The 19391-nt window shown below is 66.9% G+C and carries 17 protein-coding genes; 4 read left to right on the plus strand and 13 right to left on the minus strand.

Annotated elements, in window-relative coordinates:
• The first annotated feature begins 217 nt into the window (after window positions 1-217).
• From AC1PLS_RS17100 to AC1PLS_RS17115, 4 genes are all read left to right on the plus strand, one after another.
• Window positions 218-1378, plus strand: a complete 1161-nt coding sequence (locus AC1PLS_RS17100) for a phosphotransferase enzyme family protein (RefSeq protein ID WP_184433486.1) — start codon at window positions 218-220, stop codon at window positions 1376-1378.
• A gap of 32 nt (window positions 1379-1410) precedes the next feature.
• A complete protein-coding gene (locus AC1PLS_RS17105; RefSeq protein ID WP_184433483.1) occupies window positions 1411-3576 on the plus strand; it encodes a TonB-dependent receptor in 2166 nt (721 codons plus the stop codon).
• A gap of 199 nt (window positions 3577-3775) precedes the next feature.
• The gene (gene pnuC / locus AC1PLS_RS17110) at window positions 3776-4351 is read left to right on the plus strand and encodes a nicotinamide riboside transporter PnuC (RefSeq protein ID WP_184433480.1); all 576 of its coding nucleotides are present in this window, start codon (window positions 3776-3778) and stop codon (window positions 4349-4351) included.
• A 105-nt stretch (window positions 4352-4456) separates the two neighbouring features.
• The gene (locus tag AC1PLS_RS17115) at window positions 4457-5185 is read left to right on the plus strand and encodes a UTRA domain-containing protein (RefSeq protein WP_029219006.1); all 729 of its coding nucleotides are present in this window, start codon (window positions 4457-4459) and stop codon (window positions 5183-5185) included.
• A gap of 272 nt (window positions 5186-5457) precedes the next feature.
• Here AC1PLS_RS17115 and AC1PLS_RS17120 read toward each other — a convergent pair whose 3' ends face one another.
• The 13 genes from AC1PLS_RS17120 to AC1PLS_RS17180 form a co-directional block, all read right to left on the minus strand.
• Window positions 5458-6297 carry a glycosyltransferase family 2 protein gene (locus AC1PLS_RS17120; protein ID WP_184379265.1) on the minus strand — a complete coding sequence of 280 codons (840 nt, stop codon included), beginning with the start codon at window positions 6295-6297 and terminating at the stop codon, window positions 5458-5460.
• Window positions 6294-8618 (minus strand): type II secretion system secretin GspD, encoded by a 2325-nt coding sequence (gspD, locus tag AC1PLS_RS17125; RefSeq protein WP_166770265.1) that lies wholly within the window; start codon window positions 8616-8618, stop codon window positions 6294-6296. The genes AC1PLS_RS17120 and gspD overlap by 4 nt, the downstream gene beginning before the upstream one ends.
• Entirely contained in the window at window positions 8615-9406 is a 792-nt protein-coding gene (xpsN, locus tag AC1PLS_RS17130; protein ID WP_065032854.1) for a type II secretion system protein XpsN, read from the minus strand. Before xpsN ends, gspD begins: the two co-directional genes overlap by 4 nt.
• Window positions 9396-10049: a type II secretion system protein GspM gene (gspM, locus tag AC1PLS_RS17135; protein ID WP_039518939.1), complete on the minus strand. Its 654-nt coding sequence runs from the start codon at window positions 10047-10049 to the stop codon at window positions 9396-9398. Before gspM ends, xpsN begins: the two co-directional genes overlap by 11 nt.
• Window positions 10033-11154 (minus strand): PilN domain-containing protein, encoded by a 1122-nt coding sequence (locus AC1PLS_RS17140; RefSeq protein WP_166770263.1) that lies wholly within the window; start codon window positions 11152-11154, stop codon window positions 10033-10035. The genes gspM and AC1PLS_RS17140 overlap by 17 nt, the downstream gene beginning before the upstream one ends.
• Window positions 11151-12002 carry a type II secretion system minor pseudopilin gene (locus tag AC1PLS_RS17145; protein ID WP_016901924.1) on the minus strand — a complete coding sequence of 284 codons (852 nt, stop codon included), beginning with the start codon at window positions 12000-12002 and terminating at the stop codon, window positions 11151-11153. Before AC1PLS_RS17145 ends, AC1PLS_RS17140 begins: the two co-directional genes overlap by 4 nt.
• Window positions 11999-12634 (minus strand): type II secretion system protein J, encoded by a 636-nt coding sequence (locus AC1PLS_RS17150; protein WP_016901925.1) that lies wholly within the window; start codon window positions 12632-12634, stop codon window positions 11999-12001. Before AC1PLS_RS17150 ends, AC1PLS_RS17145 begins: the two co-directional genes overlap by 4 nt.
• A complete protein-coding gene (gene xpsI, locus AC1PLS_RS17155) occupies window positions 12631-13047 on the minus strand; it encodes a type II secretion system protein XpsI (RefSeq protein ID WP_029218999.1) in 417 nt (138 codons plus the stop codon). The genes AC1PLS_RS17150 and xpsI overlap by 4 nt, the downstream gene beginning before the upstream one ends.
• Window positions 13044-13553 carry a type II secretion system protein XpsH gene (gene xpsH / locus AC1PLS_RS17160; RefSeq protein ID WP_104570683.1) on the minus strand — a complete coding sequence of 170 codons (510 nt, stop codon included), beginning with the start codon at window positions 13551-13553 and terminating at the stop codon, window positions 13044-13046. The genes xpsI and xpsH overlap by 4 nt, the downstream gene beginning before the upstream one ends.
• A 10-nt stretch (window positions 13554-13563) precedes the next feature.
• Window positions 13564-13995, minus strand: coding sequence for a type II secretion system major pseudopilin GspG (gspG, locus tag AC1PLS_RS17165; protein ID WP_024939118.1), 432 nt, complete (start codon window positions 13993-13995; stop codon window positions 13564-13566).
• Window positions 13996-14118: 123 nt separating this feature from the next.
• Window positions 14119-15336 carry a type II secretion system protein XpsF gene (gene xpsF / locus AC1PLS_RS17170; RefSeq protein ID WP_039510376.1) on the minus strand — a complete coding sequence of 406 codons (1218 nt, stop codon included), beginning with the start codon at window positions 15334-15336 and terminating at the stop codon, window positions 14119-14121.
• Between the two features lie 175 nt (window positions 15337-15511).
• On the minus strand, window positions 15512-17239 hold the full coding sequence (gene gspE, locus AC1PLS_RS17175) for a type II secretion system ATPase GspE (protein ID WP_029218997.1): 1728 nt from the start codon (window positions 17237-17239) through the stop codon (window positions 15512-15514).
• A gap of 129 nt (window positions 17240-17368) precedes the next feature.
• Entirely contained in the window at window positions 17369-19252 is a 1884-nt protein-coding gene (locus AC1PLS_RS17180; RefSeq protein ID WP_016901936.1) for a diffusible signal factor-reguated S8 family serine peptidase, read from the minus strand.
• Window positions 19253-19391 lie beyond the last annotated feature (139 nt).

Raw genomic sequence — 19391 nt, forward strand, 5'->3', positions numbered from 1 at the left:
CACATTTTTAGTGTCGAGATGACGGCCAGCGACCTTTCGGTGTTGCGCTGCCTTTTCATTCCCTGCAGTGCAACCGCCTGATGGCGGGCGCGCCGCAACGACGGCCTGGCAGCGCCGTCCGTGTTGTCGCCGGCGCGCGCGCCGGGTCCGCCGCTTCGGCACCGATCGACTGGTCTATACCACTGATCCGCACCACAGCATTTCCGGAGCCGGGCGCATGAGCACCTCGCATCAGGTGCACGGCATGAGCCTGGAGTTGGCGCTGCCGGATTGGCCGGTGTTGACCGCCGACGAAATCCGTCGCGTGCTGCAGCACTTTTCCGCTCCCGTCGGTAGCGAACTGATTCGCTGGCATAGCGCCCGCCCGTTTTCCGCCGCCGCCTGCGTGGACACCGCCGGCGGCACGCTCATCGTCAAGCGACATCACCGCAGCGTGCGCAATGTCGCCGCGTTGCGCGAAGAGCACGTCTTCATGGCGCATCTGCGCTGGGCCGGCGCACCGGTGGTCGAGGTGCTGCACGATGCCGCGGGCCGCACCGCCCTGGCCGATGCGGACTGGGTCTACGAAGTGCAGCGCGCCGGGCTCGGCCAGGACCTGTATCGGGATGCCTTGTCGTGGACGCCCTTTACCAGCGTCCCGCATGCGGCGGCGGCGGGTGCCGCGCTGGCACGCCTGCATCTGGCAGCGCAGGGATTCGATGCGCCGCCACGCCGCAGCAGCGTGCTGGTGGCCAACCTGGCCCTGTTCGCGCAGGCCGACCCGCTCCGGGCGGTGGAACAGGCCTTGCTGTCGCGCCCCGGCCTGGCCGCCGATTTTCAGGACCGGCCCTGGCGCCGCGACCTGACCGACCACCTGCTGCCCTGGCACGCCCGGGCCTGGTCGGTGCTGTCGGCGCCTGGCGCCCTGCCGCCGCTGTGGACGCATGGCGACTGGCATGCCTCCAACCTACTGTGGCGCACACACGACGATGGCGACGTCGAGGTCAGCGCGGTGTTCGACTTCGGCCTGTGCGACCGCAGTTTTGCGATGTTCGACCTGGCCACGGCGATCGAACGCAATCTGATCCCTTGGTTGAACCTGGATGCGGGGCAGCGCGCGCAGCCGCAGCTGGAGCAGCTCGACGCCTTGCTGGACGGCTACGCCCGGCACTGCGCGCTGGGCGCCGCGCAGCTGCGGCAGCTGGCCGCCTTGCTACCGATCGTGCATGCGGATTTCGCCCTGAGCGAGATCGAATACTTCGCCGGCATCACCCGCTCGGCCGACAACGCCGACATCGCCTATCACCGTTACCTGCTCGGCCATGCGGACTGGTTTGCCAGCGCCGATGGCCAGCGTCTGCTCGATCACCTGCACGCGCGCGCGCGTCGGTTGCCATGAGCGTTTTTCCCTCTCCTTTTCGAGCCCTGCGCATGCACCTGCCCGCCCTCCTGCCCCACCGCCGCCCGCTCGTGCTTGCACTTGCGCTGTGCATCGCCACGCCTGCCCTCGCGCAGCAACAACCCGGTGCCGAGGCGGTCGAACTGGATGCGGTCAACGTGCGTGGCGAACGCGCCGACGCCAGCACGGCCTTGACCGGCTTCGGCGCCACGCGGCTGCTGGATGCGCCGGCCTCGATCGCGGTGATCGATCGCCAGCAATTGCTCGACCGTCAGGCACGCGTGCTCAGCGAGGTATTGCGCGCCGATGCCTCTGCGGGCGACGCCTACGCCCCGATCGGCTACTACGAGAATTTCGTTTTGCGTGGCTATTCGCTCAATGCCGCCAACAGTTACCGCATCAACGGCCTGAGCGCGGTGGGCGAGCAATCCATTGCACTGGAAAACAAGCAGCAGGTGCAGATCCTCAAGGGCCTGGCCGGGCTGCAATCGGGTGTCAACGAACCGGCCGGACTGATCGACTACCGCACCAAGCGGCCCGAGCACGTGCGCAGCGTGACCCTGGGCACCGACGAGCAGGGCTCGCGCTATGTCGCCGCCGACCTGGGCGACTGGTTCGGCGCCGAGCGCAGCCTGGGCCTGCGCGTCAACGCCGCGCGCGAAGACATCAACAGCTATGTCGACCACGCCGACGGTTATCGCAATTTCCTGTCGCTGGCCGGCGACTGGAAGATCAGCCCGCAGTCGCTGCTGCAGCTGGATGTGGAGTATCAGCATCGGCAGCAACGCTCGGTGCCCGGCTACCAGTTGCTCGGTGGCACGCAGGTACCGCGCGACATCGATGTGCATCGCCTGCTCGGCTACCAGCCGTGGTCGCGGCCGGTGGAGATGGATTCGCTCAATGCGCAGCTGCGCTACGCCTACCAGTTCAACGACAACTGGCGCGCCACCGCTGAAGCGTCACGCAGCCGCTCGGTGATCAACGATTTCTCCGCGTTCGCCTGGGGCTGCTATGGCGCGGCCAGTTGCGCCGACAGCGTCACACCGAACTTCTTCGGCGCGCAAGGCGAGTACGACGTCTACGACTACCGCAGCCCCGACGACACCCGCGTGCACGATCAGCTGCGCGCCACGCTGGAAGGCCGTGTGCTCACCGGCGCGCTGGATCACCGCCTGAGCATCGGCGGCGACTGGCTACGCCGCACCATCGATCGCTTCGGTTCGGTCAACGAATTCGTCGGCAGCGGCAGCATCGACCGCGACCCGGAGGTGTTTGCACAGACCGACGTCGCGCTGGACCCGAAGCAACGCCGCCTGGACAGCCGCCAACGCGCGTTGGTATTGGCCGACCGGATCGGGCTGGGACCACAATGGGAGCTGTCGCTGGGCGCGCGCTATGTGCGCCTGGACGAGCGCAGCTTCGACCGCGATGGCGTGCTGGAGCGACGCACGCGCAAGGACACGCTGCTGCCGCAGGCCGCGCTGCTGTTCAAACCGCAGCAGCAGGTATCGCTGTACGCCAGCTACGCCAAGAGCCTGGCCGCCGGCGGCACCGCCCCGTGGTTTGCCGACAACGCCGATGAGATCCTGCCGCCGACCAATGCGTACCAGCTGGAGACCGGCGCAAAATTCGATTTCGACGGCCTGCGCCTGGGCGCGGCGCTGTTCGACATCCGCCAGGCCTACCAGTTCACCCAGCCGCAGGCCGATGGTGGCCTGCGCTATGTGCAACAGGGCCGCCTGCACAACCGTGGGCTGGAGTTGTCGGCCGATGGCGCGGCCACCGCGCAGCTGCGCATGTTCGCCAGCGTTGCCGCCATCCGCGCCCGCGCCGAAGACACCGACATTGCCGAGTACGAAGGCCATCAGGCCATCAACGTGCCCAAGCTGCGCGCCAGCCTGCAGGCCGATTACAGCGTGCCCGGCATCGATGGCCTGGCGCTGCTGGCAGGCGCGCAATACAGCGGGCGCAAGTTCGCCGACCGGCTCGGCAACGCCAGCGTGCCGGCCTATACGGTGGCCAACCTGGGCGCGCGTTACGTCACCGCGCTGGGCGGGCTGGCCACCACCTGGCGCTTGAACGTGGACAACGTGTTCGACAAGCGCTACTGGCGCGATAGCGGCGAATACCAGGGTGATGCCTATCTGTTCCCGGGCGCGCCGCGCACGGCGCGTCTGACCGTGCAGCTGGACTTCTAAACGCAGCCGATGCGGCCATGCGATCCGCTGACGTGTGAGCTGCACGGGTTACGCGACAGCGGTGCTGCGCGGGCCGAGTGCGCTGCAGGTAACGGCTGCAGGCGATGAACGCGCTCGGCCTGCTCGCACGCTCGCGTTGAACTGTTCTGCGTCTCTGCCCTCGCTCCCTCTTCCATCAGGCATCCTCCCCAGACCTTCCATGTCATTGCTCGAATCTGCCGCCGTCGTGATCAACCTGCTCGGTGTCTGGCTGACCGCGCGGCGCATTCGCTGGTGCTGGCCGGTCGGCATCGTGGCGGTGGCGCTGTATGGCTGGCTGTTCTATCAGTGGAAGCTGTACTCGGACATGCTGCTGCAAGGCGTCTACGTGCTGACCCAGCTGTACGGCTGGTGGCAGTGGCAGCGCGGGATGGCGGCACAGACGCGCATTCGCCCGTTGCCGATGCCGCAGGCGGAGCTGTGGATCTCGCTGTGCATCGGTGCCGTGTTCGCCGCCGCGCTCGGTGCCTACATGCATCACCGCACCGATGCCGCACTGCCGTGGCTGGACGCGGCACTGGCCAGCTTCAGCCTGGTCGCCAGCGTCTGGGCAGCACGCAAGCGCATCGCTAACTGGATGCTGTGGGTCGTGCTCGATTGCGTCTACGTGGGCGTGTTCGTCAGCAAGGGGCTGTATCCCACCGCACTGCTGTATGCAGGCTTCGTGCTGCTGGCGCTGTATGGATGGCGCAGCTGGAAAACCCAACAGCAGCAGAACCCGGCAGGCCTTGCCTGAGCCACCTGCGGTTTGCGGACGCGTTCTTCTTTACCATCGCCGCATGCACCTCTCTCATCTGACTGCCTTGCACCTGCGCCGCAGCCACCGTCGGCGGATCGCCGCATGAGCGCGTCGCGCCAACACGCCATCACCGAAATCGTCTCCGCGCAGATCGCCGCCGGCGAATGGGGCCCGGATCAGCGCCTGCCGGTGGAGCGCGAGCTTGCCGAACGCTTCGGTTGCACCCGCATCACCTTGCGTGAGGCCTTGCAGCAACTGGAAGCGCAGGGCCGCATCTACCGCGAGAACCGGCGCGGCTGGTTCGTCAGCGCACCGCGCGTGCGCTACGACCCCACCAGCATCGCCGGCTTCATGCAGTACGTGGCGGCGCAAGGGCGCAAACCGCGCACCGAGCTGTTGAGTGCCACCCGGCAGGCAGCGGGGCCTGCCTACGCGGCCGCACTACGGCTGGAGACGCCGTACGAAGAAGTCTTCGTGCTGCAACGCCGGCGCTGGATCGACCGCCGCGCGGTGCTGCTGGAAACCAACGTGGTGCTGGCCGCCTGGGCGCCGGGCCTGCTGGAGCACGACCTGGCCGGCTCGCTGTCGAGCGTGTTCAACCAGAAACTCGGGCTGTTCCTGAGCCGCGCGCAATTGTCGATGCATCCGGCCGGGCTGGACGCCGCGCAAGCCCTGTTGCTGCAGTCCACTACCGGCACACCGTGCTTCCGGCTGCAGCGGATCAGCTTCGCCGAAGACGGCCGCGCGGTGGAACTGGATATCGAATCCTGGCGCCACGATGCGCTGGATGTAGTGGTGCGGACCGAGGCACCGATGCGGTCTGCGCTCTAGCGCCGGGAATCGGGAATCGGGAATCGGGAATCGATGGTGAGCATCCCGCACTGCTTTTTCGGTGCATATGCAGTGTGTCGTTGCGACCTCTCCGCGGTTGACCACATGTCGCAGAAACGACTGAGGTGGCTACGGGTACATGCTCAAAAAGACGATGCAGGCCGCAGCATCTGTGCCCGCCTAACAACTGCATTGTTGTTCGTGTCAGTCGCTCCTGGTCATTCCATAGCCGCTCTCGCCCAACGCAGCGGGCAGGCTCGGCCGCGAGACCGCTATGCGTCGAACAGCGTGCGCTGCGGGTCAGGCGGCGGCAGGTCGGCGAGCAGTTGCGCGAGTTGATCGCGCTGCGCACGTAGCGGGTCGTGCATCAGGAAGTTGGCCAGGCGTGCGTGCCAGGCCGGCCAGCGTGTGGCCAGTGCATCCATGTCGCCATCGGCAGGGCGGCCTTCGTGCGGCGAGGCGACAAAGGCGGTGTCGCACAGCACGTTGCGCCATCCCAGGCCAGCCATGCGCAGGCTCAGGTCCACCAGTGCCGCATACCAGGAGCCATAGCTGCTGGCGTCCAGGCCGCCGGCCTTGCGCCGCGCGCTGCCGCGCAGCAGCACCGCGTGGCCGATTGCCGACGGCAGTTCCGGATGCAATGGCGGCATCGCCGCGCACGCAGCGGCGAGCCGCTCCGGCGCGGCAGGCATCGGATTGAGTTCGCCCAGGCGTGGCCAGCTGCAGGCTTCGCCCACATTGCTCCACGGGGTGGCGGTGGCGATCGCCGCATCACGCGCAAAGCAGGCGTCGAGCTGATTCAACCACCCCGGCAGCGGGCAGGCATCCACACCCAGCACCACCACATCGGCATCGCCGCAGCCGCTGAGCATTTCGTCCAGATGGGCCACCTCGCCGAGCATGCGCTGACGACGGGTGTGATGCGCCTGCAGCCGCGTGCGCGCCAACCAGTGCGCGATCACCGCGCAGCCGCGCGGGCCGGCCTGCGCGTCGTCGGCCAACCACACCCGCGTGCCGGCGGGCGTGGCGGCATCCATTGCGCCCAGACAGGCATCCAGGGCCTCGTCGTCGGTGCCGACCGGCACCAGCACGACGGGCAGTGCCGCACTCATTGCGGCTTCTGGCTGGGTTTCAGCGGCTCCATGGCCTTGAACTTCTGGCCGTATTCGTCGGTGAGATTGCGCGCTTCCTGTGGGTTGCGCACGATCGATGGAGTGATCAGCACGATGACTTCGCGGCGGGTGTTGTTTTTGCCCTTAGTTCCAAACAGCGCACCTACTACGGGCAACTTGCTGAGGAACGGAACGCCGTCGCTGGTGTCGGTCGTGCTGTCGTCGATCAGACCAGCCAACATGATGGTGTCACCGCTCTGCACTGCGGCCTCAGTTTTGACCCGACGTGTATTGATGTCGACATTACAAGCTGCAGCATTGACGGTTGCCGTTGCTGACGTACACGCAGCTGGACGGTCGCCTGGACTGCTGACTTCTTGAACTATATCCAAAAACACCATTCCATCCTTGGTTACGCGTGGACGCACTTTCAGAATCACGCCCGTGTCGATGTATTGGACTGAAGAGAAGCTGCTGTCGCTACCAAGACCGGTATTGATGGAAGTCGAGTTAATTGCGATACGCGAGCCGACATTAAGTGTAGCCTCGGCATTGTTTCGAACAAATACCGACGGCGTTTGCAACAGGCGGACGTTGGTTACACGGTCCAGCGCAGTGATGATGGCCGCAGCATTCTTGCCGAGAAAACTCCAAGCAACCCCTCCACTGCCGACTTTCCCGGCGATGTCTCCCCAGATGTTACGTCCCGCTGCATTTGCAAGACCAGCTCCCAGACCGATGCCCGTTCCATTGGTCAGACCGCCATCGGTCGCGGTTGCCGGCGCATTTACTGCATTTTCAAAATACCAGTTAACGCCGTAACTCAGCGCACCGGTCAAATTCACCTCGGCCACCTGCGCCTCGATATGCACCTGCATCGGCATCACATCGAGCTTTTCGATGACGTCGCGGATCGAATTCCACGACTGCGGCGTTGAGCGCACCAGCAAGGTGTTGGTTTCGGCCACCGCCGACACGCCGACCTTGTCGCCTTCCACTTCCAGCGTCACCGCGCCATTGCCGTTGCTGCGCGGCGACAGCTGCAGGCTGCCGTTGCCCAGTCCACCGCTGCTGCTTCCACTGCCGCTGCTGCCGCCGAAGCTGCTGCCGGAGGAGCTGCCATCGCTGCTCTCGCCGATGCTGCCGCCGGTGGTGCCCGAGCTGCCTCCCATGCTGCTGTCGCGGTTACCCAGGGCGCCGCCGAGCACGCTGGTTTCCGAGCCCGGGGCCAGCGATGCGTTGGAGTCGCTGTTGTTGCCGCGCCCACCGAACACTTCCGACAGGCGGTCGGCCAGGTCCTTGGCCTTGATGTACTTCAACTCGTACGAGAACAGCCGCACGCCGCCGCCGGCGCTGTCGATGCGGTCCAGCCACTGCTGGATCTGGTCCAGGTAGCGCGGCTGCGGGGTGATCACCAGCACCGCGTTGGCGTTTTCCAGCGGCATGAAACGGAACATGCCGGCGCTGGGTGTCTTGCTCTGCTCGCCGAACACCTTCTCCAGATCGGCCGAGACCTTTTCGGCCTTGCCGGACTGGATCGGGAACACGCCCACCGACATGCCCGACAGCCAGTCCACATCGAAGATCTGCACGGTGCGCAGGTAGTTTTCCAGCTCGGCGCGGGTGCCCCCCAGGGTGATCACGTTGCGCGAGGGATCGGTGCCGACGATGGCGTTCGGGCGCGCATAGGGCTCAAGCACCTTCTTCATTTCGCTGGCGGAGATGAACTTCAACGGCACCACGCGCACTTCGAAACCGCGCGCGGCAGACGGCGATGCGGTGCTGGGCGCGACGGTGCCGGCCAGCGCCTGGTCGGCCGGCACGATGTTGTAGCGGCCGCCGCTGAACACCATGCGCGCGTTGTTCCAGCCCAGCACCATTTCCAGCAGGTTCAAGGCCTGCGCCGGCGAGACCGGATTGGGCGTGGCCAGGGTCACGGTGCCCTGCACGCCGGGGGCGATGACGTAGTTCTGCCCGAGCATGTCGCCCAGGATCGCCTTGACCACCGCCTGCACCGACTCGCCTTCGAAGTTGAAGGTGGCGCTGCCGCTGCTGGCCATGCCCAGCGTCGGTGCCGGCGCGCTCGCCGCGCTCTGGTTGATCATGGTGCCGCTGCCACGCCGGATCACCGGGGTGGGCTTGGCGCTGGCATTGCCCTCGGCGCGTTGCTCGGCACCGGTCTGGGTGGCTCCGGCGGCGCCGACTTGCGGGTCCAGGCGCGCGTCGCGGCGCACGTCCGGCGGCGGAGTGGTGGCGCAACCGGCCAGCAGGCCGATCAGCAGGGACATGGGAAACAGGCGCTGCGTCATGCGTTCACTCATTGGGTCTGACCGGGGGTAGAGCCGCTCTGGCGCTGCTGTTGCAGCTGGCGGCGTCGGGCTTCGATACGTTCGCGGATGGCGCGCATCTGATCATCGGAGGGGCGTGGGGCTTCCTGGGCGCCATCGCTGCGCTGCGGCGGCACCGTCGGCGGTGTCTGCCCACCGGGCTGCTGTGGCGGCGTGGTGGGCTGGGTCTGCGGCGGCTGCGTCGGTGCGACCGCGGCGGCATCGGGCGACGGTAATGGCGGGACGGCGCCGGCAGCGCCACGCGCGCCCGCATTGGCGGTGGGCGGTTGCCCGCCCAGGCCGTTGAACACGTGCAGCTCCAGTGTCTGGGTGCCGCCGGGGCCTTCGATGGTTGCGCTGCGCGGCTGCAGGGCGAGCAGGCGCCAGCCCTTGACCGCTTCGCCGCCCAACTGCACCCGCACCGAATCCTGTGGGTCCAGCGTCAGCGTGGCCATCTTGAAGTTGTCCGTCAGCAGCACGCCGGTCAGGCGCACCGTCGAGGCGGCACTGCTGCCGTCGTTGCCGGACAGGAAGAACGGATGCGGCAGGCGGTCTTCGGCGAAGGCCGGATGCGCGGCGATCTCCGAATATTTTTCGAACGCGCCCAGCCGTTCCGGCGCTGGGGCCGGCAGGGTGGGCAGGCGCTGCACCAGCGCCGGGTCGTCCGGCAGCAGCTCCACGCGCTTGCCCAGCCCGGCCACGGCCAGCACGCACACCAGCAGCGCCCAGCCGACCACGGTGGCCAGCAGCCAGGTGCGCAGGCCGATCATGTCAAGGCGCATTGCTGGCCTCCGCGGCGTCGGGGGCGGCGGGCGCGGCGTCGGTGTTCAACGGTGCGGCACTGGCGCCGGGGCGCAGGTAGCCGGCCAGTTCGAAGGCGATGTCCAGGCCGTTGCCGCTTTCGTTGGGCGAGAGTTGGTAGCGCTGCGCCATCACGTTGAGGTTGTCCACGAACAGGCGCGGGGTGCCGTTTTCCAGGCTGTACAGCACCGAGGCCAGCTCCGGGGTGCCGCAGCGCAGGCGTACCTGCACAGCGACGCGGGTGAAGCGGTCCTTGCTTTCCGGCTGCAGCGGCGAGCGGTTGCTGATCGCGCAGCTGCGGTTACCGGGGCTGGCTTCCACCACGGCGCGTTCCAGCCGCTGCACCAGGCCGGCCGAGGCCAGTTCGGCCGAGGTTTCCGGCAGGAAGCCCGGGCGGCTTTCCAGGGTCTGGCGCGCCTGTTGTAGCCGTTTGCTGACTTCCGGCGCCTGCTGCAGTTGCACGCGCACGCGCAGCTCGCGCTCGCGCAGCGCTTGCAGGTCGTCCTGCACCGCGATCATCGGCTGGGTGAACCAGGGGTGCACCAGCACCAGATAGGCCACGCCGATCACCAGCAACAGCAGGCCCAAAGCGATCCAGCGATCGCGCTTAACGCTGCGTGGCATCGGCCGCCTCCTTGGCATCGGGGCCGGCCAGTTCGGCGGTGATGGTGAAGCGGTCGACGTTGCGACCGGCATCGCTCTGCAGCACGCCGGTCAGCGAGGGCGTGCGCCACAGCGGCGAGCCTTCCAGGCGCCGCACCAGCGAGGAGGCTTCGTTGCTCAAGCCGATCAACTGCAATTGCCCACCTTCGACCGAAAATTTTTCCAGGTAGGTGCCGCCCGGCAGACGCCGGCTCAGCTCGTCCCAGATTTCCACCGAGGTGGGGCGGGTAGCACGTTGCTGCTGAAAGAAGTTGGCCCCTTCGACCAGATCCAGCAATTGCTGGCGTTCGGCGGCGACCTGGCGCGCACGTGCGGCGTTGGCCTGCACCTTGGCACGCAAGTCGTCGGCGGCCTGGCGGCGGTTGTCCAGCAGCAGCCAGCCGGCCACGGCCAGCAGCACCAGTGCGGCGGCGGCCAGCAACAGATTCCAGCGCTGCATCGGGTCGCTGCGCCGCAGCCGTCGTGCCGGCGGCAGCAGGTTCACGCCCAGTGGCAGGCCCTGCGCATGGGCGACATCGATGCCGGACAAGGCGCTGGCCCATGCGTCGGGTACGCCGTCCGGGCCATCGATCAGGCGCCGCGGCACCACCACCAGTTCGGCATCGAGCTGGCCGTCTTCGCGCACGTCCAGCACGCGCGCATCGAAGTACACCTGGTCGGCAGTGAACGGGGTTTGCCGATCGATCTCGAAGCGCGCCACATCCTGCAGGCGCGCCGCTGCCGCAGCAGGCAGGCGCAACGGACGACGCAAGGCATGCGCGGCCGGCAGCAGCCAATGCCGCGGCAGGCCTTCCAGCGCGGTCGGCAGCAAGGCATGCACTTCCTGCGGCTGCACAGGCCACGGCAGGCTGGCGATGGTCTCGCTGCTGTGATCGCGCTGACGCAGCAACTGCAACGCCTGCCCATCGGGCTGCAACAACAGCCGCGACGGCGACAGGCCCAACTGCCATTGCCAGCGCTGCGGCAGCCAGGCCAGCAGCGATTGTTGCCACCAACGCCAGAAGCCTCCGGCTCCCGGCATGGCGCGTACGCCGATACGACCCAAGGTATCCCGCCATGCGGTCATTGCACTGCTGCTCCCTCTTCCCAACGCAACACGGTATACGCCGACCCAGGTAATGCGGACGCACTGGTGGAGACCACCGCCCGCAACACAGCCTCGCGTCCCTGACTCAGTCGCGCCCGGCTCTCGATACTATAAGTGTCCGACCCACCGACCGTCGCCTCGCTGCCAGGCAAACCCGGCGGCGCGTCACGCTGGGCCAGCAGTTGCCGCGCATCCAGGCCCATCGCGGTCAGCACCGGGCCCGGCGCAAAGCGCGCTTCGGGGCGCGAGCGTCCGCTGTACAGGGTGAGGTTGGGCAACAGCTTGCGATACAGCTCGCCATCCATTCCCAGCACCAGGCGCAACTCGCCCAGCGTTTCGAACGGGCCATCCTTGGCGCCGTACGGCAATCCGGCATCGGCATAATCGCGATCTTCCGCGCCGCCGCCGGGCTGGCTCAGCGAATCGCCATCGCGCCAGTCGACGATCGCACCGGCAATGCGCGTATCGCGGCCCTGTTCGCCACCGACCGCGCGTACCAGGCCGGCCAGCAGCGCGGGCTCGGCCATGTTCAAGTCTACCTTGCCGCTTTCGTCGGTAATGCGGATCTCCACCGTGGCATCGTCCATCTGCCAACGATAGCGCCGGCCGTCTGCAAGCCAGCGTGCCTGGGTGTCGGTGCTCTGCAGGCGGGACAGTGCGTATTCCAGCCCGGAGCGCGCATATTCCTGCGCCTGCGCGCCATTGCGCAGCATGCTGCCCTGCAGCGCTTCCACCCGCGCGGTCAGCGCGAATGCGCCGATCATCGCGGTGAGCAGCGCAATCAGCCACAACACCAACACCAGCGCGGCACCGCGCATCGCGCTCATTGCCCCGCTCCCGGGTTGCTGGATTGCGGCAAGGCCACCACCAGCGGCGGCCAGGCGGCACCGCCGCTACGGATCTCGATGCGCACCAGCAACGGCAGACGGTCGTGCCATTCCCACTGCGGCAACCATGCGCTCAGGCGGCCGCTCTGCGGATCCATCCCGCGATACCGAAAGCTCACCTGCTGCACGTCTTCGGCGAGTGTTTCCGGCGGCAGCGTGGTGCCCTCTTCGATCGACTTGCCCGATTGCAGCATGGTCAGCGCGATCCGCAGCGTGCGCTGTTCGCCATCGCCGGCCACCGACAGATCGTGCAGGTACGGCCCGCCGCGGCCCAGGTAATCCGGCACATCGGCGGCAAAACGCAGACGCTGCGGCTCGCCGATGAACAGCATCGGCTGCTGGCTCTGCGGGTCGATGCCCATCGCGATCGGCAGTGCCGCCGCCAGCCGCCGGCGCAGGAATTCTTCCACCGCACGCACGCGTTCGCTGCGCTGGGCGATCGCCTCGCCGCGCTGGCTGACCGCACTGGCCGAGCGCAAGGTGGCAAACGCCAATGCCAGCCCGCCGACCAGCAACATCGTCGCCAACAGCACTTCGATCAAGGTGAAACCGGCACTGCGCGAGCGACTCATGGCGCGCTGCCCGGTTGCGCCGCAGCCACCAGCCGCAAGGTGCGCCACTGCAGGACCTGATTGGGCTGCTCGCCCCAGCGCACCACCAGGGTCAGCTGCAGCAGCGTGTGTGCGCCGGGGGAGACCGGCGCCTGCGGATTGCGTCGCGGCTCGTCGTACGGGCGCACATCCATCGACCAACGGAAATGCCCGTCTTCGAAGGTGCCTTGCTGCTGCTCGGGCACCAGCGGTTTATCCATGCCCTGCGCCGCCAGCAACGATTGCGCATGCAGGGTGGCGCGCGTGCTCTCGTCAGCCGCGCGCACCTGACGTGCGGCACCAGATAGCGATCCCAGCAACAGGCTCAACGCCAGCGCCAGCAACGCAAAGGCGACGATCACCTCGATCAGCGTGTAACCGCGCTGGCGCTTCATGGCGACGGCGTCCGCAACTGCCCGGAACGCACTTCGCCGGTGATCCAGCCCACGTCCACGCGCCAGGTCGCATCCTTGACGCGCAGATCGATGCGCCCGCCGGTGGAGGCGCCATCGGGGAAGAACTGGATGGCGCCCTGATCCTGCCGCGACTGCACCTGCCGCGCGCCTGTGAAGCGTACCTCCAGCGACGACGGCAGATCGCCGTGGTGGCCGCCGGGGGCTTCCCAGCGGCGCTGCTGCGGATCGATCAGAAACCGCTGCGGCGTGCCGGTGGCAATCGCCTGGGTGCGCGTGTAGCGCAGCTGCGAGGCGATCGCCTTGCCGGCGGTGCGCAGGCGCATGCCGTCGATCCCGCCGTTGAGCGCGGCGGCGGCCAGCACGCCGGCCATCGCGATCAGGGCGATGACCAGCAACATCTCCAGCAACGAACTGCCACGCGTGCGGGGACGACCAGGGCCGACCACTCCATGCGGATGACGCAACGGCTGACACGCAACGCGCATGGCGAACAGCTTATTGGTACTTGATGTCCGCGTCGTAACTGCTGCCACCGGGACGGCCGTCCTTGCCCAGGCTGATCAGATCGAACGGCTGGCCATCGCCGGGCGCGCGGTATTCGATGGTGTGGCCCCACGGGTCGTTGAGTTCGGCCGGCTTGGCGTACGGGCCGAGCCAGCCGCTGCTGCCGCCCGGCTGGGTCACCAGGTCGTCGAGCTTGCTCGGCAACTTGCCGGTGTCGAGCTGGAAATTCTCGATCTTGCCGGCCAGGGTCTGGATCTGCGACTTGGCCAGGTTGGCCTTGCCGCGATCGGCACCACCGAGTACACGGCTGCCGACCAGGGTCAGCACCGCGCCGATCAGGACGATGACGATGATGATTTCCAGCAGGCTCATGCCGGCCTGGCCTGCACGCGACGGACTACGGGTGATGGAGCGCTTGATCATGAACGATTTCCTTGCACGTCGATGAAAGATGCTGCCGCCAGAAGATGACACGGCGGGCATTGCAATGGTTCCCGCATGGGTGTCGCGCGGTCACCGGAAAGTTGTTGTGAATCCGCAGCCACGTTATCCGATGGCATTGGTCAGGTCATACAGCGGCACCAGCACCGAAATGATGACAAGCCCCACTACCGAGGCCAGCACCAGCGTGATCAACGGCACCAGCGCGGCCAGCGCGCGGTCGATGGCTTGCGCGGTTTCCAGCTCGAAGGTGTCGGCGGTCTTGAGCAGCATCGTGTCCAGGGCGCCCGATTCTTCGCCGACCTGGATCATCTGCAGGGCCAGCCGCGGGAAGCGCTTGCCGCGTGCCAGCGACATCGCCAGGCCATGGCCGTTCTTGACGTCGTCGGCCGCGGCGTCGACATCCTCGACCAGCGCCAGGTTGGACATCACATTGCGCGCAATGCCGATCGCCGCCAGCAGCGGCACGCCGTTACGCAGCAAGGTGCCCAGCGTGCGCGTCAGCCGTGCGGTTTCCAGGCGCGCGATCAGGCTGCCGACCACCTTCTGCCGCAGCAACCACTCATCCAGCGCGGCACGGAACGCGGCATTGCGGCGCTTGCGATCCAGCCACAGCCCCAGCACGCCCGGCACCACGATCAGCACCAGCCACCAGTCGCGCACCAGCAGGCCCACGCTCAGCACCGCCTGGGTGAACCACGGCAAGGCCACGTCCAGGCTTTCGTACATCTGCGCGAACTGCGGCACCACATAGCCGAGCAGGAACAGCAGCGCGCAGCCGACCACCGCCAGCAGGATCGCAGGATAGATCAATGCGTTGATCACCTTGCCGCGCAGCGCACGGCTGCGCTCCAGGTAATCGGCCAGGCGCTGCAGCGTGTCCTGCATGCTGCCGCCGGCTTCGCCCGCACGCACCATGTTGATGTAGAGCTTGGAAAACAGCCCGTGCTGGCGTTCCAGTGCCGAGGACAGCGGCGCGCCGCCACGCACGGTGTCGCGCACATCGCCGATCACGCGCCGGCTTTTGTCGTCTTCGGGCAGATCCATCAGGATCGACAACGCACGATCCAGCGGCTGGCCGGCACCGATCAGCGTGGACAACTGCTGAGTGAATTGCACCAGCGCGGCGTTGTCGAACGGCTTCTTGCGCAGCAGCATGCGCAGCGACGGCGAGTCGTTTTCGCCGGTGGCCAGGCGCGTTTCCACCGGCAGGTGGCCCTGCTCCTGCAGGCGCAGCGCAACGTCCGCGTCGCTGGCCGCTTCCATCTGGCCATCGAGCATTTCGCCATGGGCGTCGAGCGCTTTGTAGCGGTACAGGGGCATCAGGCTGGACGGCCGGGAGTGGAGAATCGGGAATCGGGAATCGGGAAAAGCAGGAGCCTGCGATGCGTTGGCGCCATCTGGCGCACACGCACGCGTGCGCGACGCGTTGCCGGGACCTTGCCCTGCTTATCTTCCGATCCTGAGCATCCAATGCTCGTTGTGGCTCCGTTGACTCTCACGCATCCTCCGTCACGCGCAGCACTTCTTCGATGGTGGTCTCGCCGCGCAAGGCCTTGGACAGGCCGTCCTCGTACATGGTGCGCATGCCGGCCTTGCGGGCCAGTTGTTCGATCTCGCCCATGCCGGCGCGACGCATCACCGCGCGCCGCAATTCGTCGTTCATCACCAGGAATTCGACGATGGTGGTGCGGCCCAGGTAACCGGTCGGCGCGGCAGCCGAGGCACGCGGACGATACAGGTAGATCTCGCCGTCCGGTTGCAGCCGGCGCAGATTGAAGCGTTCGATTTCTTCCGGCGATGCCAGGTAGCGCTCGGCGTTGGCCAGGTCGAGTTTGCGCACCAGGCGCTGCGCCAGGATGCCGTTGATGGTGGAGGTGAGCAGATAGTCTTCCACGCCCATGTCGAGCAGACGGGTGATGCCGCCGGCCGCGTTGTTGGTGTGCAGCGTGGACAGCACCAGATGGCCGGTGAGCGCAGACTGGATCGCGATGCGCGCGGTTTCCAGATCGCGCATTTCGCCGATCATGATGATGTCCGGATCCTGACGCACGATGCTGCGCAGCGCGTTGGCAAAATCCAGCCCGATCTGCGGTTTGGCCTGGATCTGGTTGATGCCTTCGATCTGGTATTCCACCGGGTCCTCGACGGTGATGATTTTCACATCCGAGGTGTTGAGCTGGCTCAACGCGGTGTACAGCGTGGTGGTCTTGCCCGAACCGGTCGGGCCGGTCACCAGCATGATGCCGTGCGGTTGCTCCAGCACCTTGCGGAACTGCGGCAGAAACTCTTCGGTGAAGCCGAGCTTGTAGAAGTCGAATACCACCGTTTCGCGATCGAGCAGGCGCATCACCACGCTCTCGCCGTGCGCGGTGGGCACGGTGCTGACACGCAGATCCAGCTCCTTGCCCTGCACGCGCAGCATGATGCGGCCGTCCTGCGGCAGCCGGCGTTCGGCGATGTTGAGCTTGGCCATGATCTTGATGCGGCTGATCACCGCGGCGGTGAGCTTGGCCGGCGGGCTTTCGCCTTCCACCAGCACGCCGTCCACGCGGTAACGCACCTTGAGCCGGCTCTCGAACGGTTCGATATGGATGTCCGATGCCCGCAGTTCCACCGCGTGCTGGATCACCAGATTGACCAGGCGAATCACCGGCGCTTCGGACGCCAGATCGCGCAGCGCTTCGATATCGTCGCTGCTGTTGGCATCGCCATCGGCGGTTTCCACGATGGTGCCCATCGCGCTGCGGCCCTGGCCGTACCAGCGCTCGATCAGGTCATCGATTTCCGAGCGCAGGCCGACCTGCAGCAACAGCGGGCAGCCGGTCGCAAGCCGCACCGCGTCGATCGCGTAATCGTCATAGGGATCGGCGATCCACAACTCCAGCCGGCCATCGCGTTCGCCGACCGGGCATAGATGAAATTGTTTGAGGAAGCGCAGCGACAGCCCCTGCACTTCCGGCAGCATTTCCGGTGGGGTATCGCCAAGCTGGCGTGCATCCACCAGCGGCAGACCCAGTACATCGGCGCAGGTCTCCGCATGATCGCGTTCGGACACCAGGCCCAGACGGCCCAGCAAGGCCAGCAGGCCCATACCGGATTCGGTCTGCAGCTGGCGCGCGCGCAGCAGATCGGTGTCTTTCAGACGACGGCGTTCAAGCAGCGCTTCGACGATGCGTGTCTCCGCACTGCGATGCTCAATTGGATCGACGGCAACCGCGTTCACACTCGTCTCCACTGGTCCGGCGCCGACTGTAGCAGTTTGCCGCGACGATCAACCGTACGCATCTGAATCGCCCTGAAAAACGATGCCCCCGGTGATTGGCCGGGGGCATCGGTCACACTATGAGACGGCTTACTGTCGTGCGACGAGCGTCAGCTTCGCGTAGTCGGCAGCGCCCACCAACTTGATGTAGTAGGTGCCGGCCTTGGGGGCAGTGAAACGCACGGTTTCGCTGTTGCCCGGGCGGGTCGACTTGGCGTCGTAACTGGTGGCGCTGGGCTCGGCTTCATGGCTGACGTATACCGACACATCGCCGGTGCCGCCATAGGTCATGAAGCTGAGCACGGCACCGGCCTTGGCTTCGAAGCTGTACAGCGTGGAACTGGCGTAAGCACCGCTCAGGCCGGTCAGCGGGGCCTTGTTGGTCAGCGCGATGGCGGTCGGCGCGCAGCTCTCGGTGGCCGGATCGCAGGGCTCCACCAACACCGCTTCCAATGCGGCCTTGGCATCGACGATGCCGCTGCCGATCGGGGTGCTGGCCGGCGGGGTCACCGGGAAGCGACGGCTGGTCTGCTTGAGCAGAGCTTCCACCGCGGCCGGGGTCAGCGGGCCATCGCCCAGACCGATCGCCGCGCTCTGCACCAGGGCGACGACACCGGCCACGTGCGGCGATGCCATCGAGGTGCCACCCAAGCCCATATAGGTATAGGTTCCCGAGGTCGGCGTGGTCGCACCGGTGTAGCCGGCCTGCCAGATGTAACCGCCCGGATTGCCGTCCACGCTGCCACCGCCGCCCGGGCCGGACAGGTCGACCTTGCTGCCGTAGTTGGAGTAGTAGGTGATGCCGCCGGTGATGCGCGTGGCACCCACGGTGATGGTGTTGTTGCAGCTGGCCGGCGAATGGTTGGCCGCATCCTCGCCGCTGTTGCCGGCCGCCACCACCACGGTGGTGCCGCGCGCGACCGCGCCGTTGATCGCCAGCTGGGTGGCCGAATCGCAGGGCTCGCCGCCACCCAGGCTCATGTTGATCACCTCGGCCGGGTTGGTGTTGGCCGGCACGCCAGCGACCGTGCCGCCGGACGCCCAGACGATCGCATCGGCGATGTCGGAGGTGTAGCCGCCGCAACGGCCGAGCACGCGCACCGGCAGGATGGTCGCCTTCGGCGCCACGCCAGCCATGCCCACGCCGTTATTGGTCGCCTCGGCCACGGTGCCCGAGACGTGGGTGCCGTGCCAGGAGCTTTCCTGTGCCACCGAGCCGTCATAGCAGACGTTGTCGGCCTCTTCCCAGTCGCCGTAATCCAGCGCGCCCGGCACGCGGGCATCGGTGGGACGACGCGAGACTTCGGCATCGGTGATGAAGTCGTAACCCTGCAGCAGGTTGCCGGCAAAGTCGGGATGGCCCGGCAGGATGCCGGTATCCAGCACTGCCACCACCACGCCCGCGCCCTGCGACAGATCCCAAGCGGCCGGCGCATTGATGCCGCCGTTGGGGTTGCTCAGATGCCACTGGTACTGCGCGTACAGCGGGTCATTGGGGACCAGTTGCGGGGTCACGTCGGTGGCGGCGACGCTCTTCTTGATGTCGACCGGGCGCAGCATGCGATCGATCTGCACGTCGGCCACGGACGGGTCGTTCTTGAGCTCGACCACCACCTTGTCCACCTGGGCGGTGGTCAGCGTGCTGGACAGCTTGATCAGGTCCGAGCCGATGCCGAGCTTGCGCACATACGTCGCCTTGGCGGCGGCTGCGCTGCTGCGTGCGCCGGTGCTCGCACCGACACGGCCGACCGCAGCCTGCACCGCGCTCAGCTTGCTGGCGCGATCGGTCGCGGCAGCAGTGTTGTCCTTGTAGCGCACGATCAGGCGGCTACTGAACGCAGCGCCGGCCGATGCTGCCTGGGTCGGTTCCTTGACCAGCAGTTTCGGGGCAGCAGCGAGCGTGCCCGATGCACCGAGCGCCATCATCAGGATGGCGCCGGTCAGCGGGGAGAGACGGAAATTCTTGTCGATCACGGTGAAGTCCTCTTCGTGTTTTTCGTCGATCAGCTGGGAGCGGCTTCCGAACTGCGGCGCAACTGCGGTGCAGCGCGCTGCGTTCGATCAGCCACTCCTGGTAAGGCCATCACTCCATCGAATCCGTTGGCCGGCCCAG

The sequence above is a fragment of the Xanthomonas sp. NCPPB 3218 genome (genome assembly GCF_056725185.1).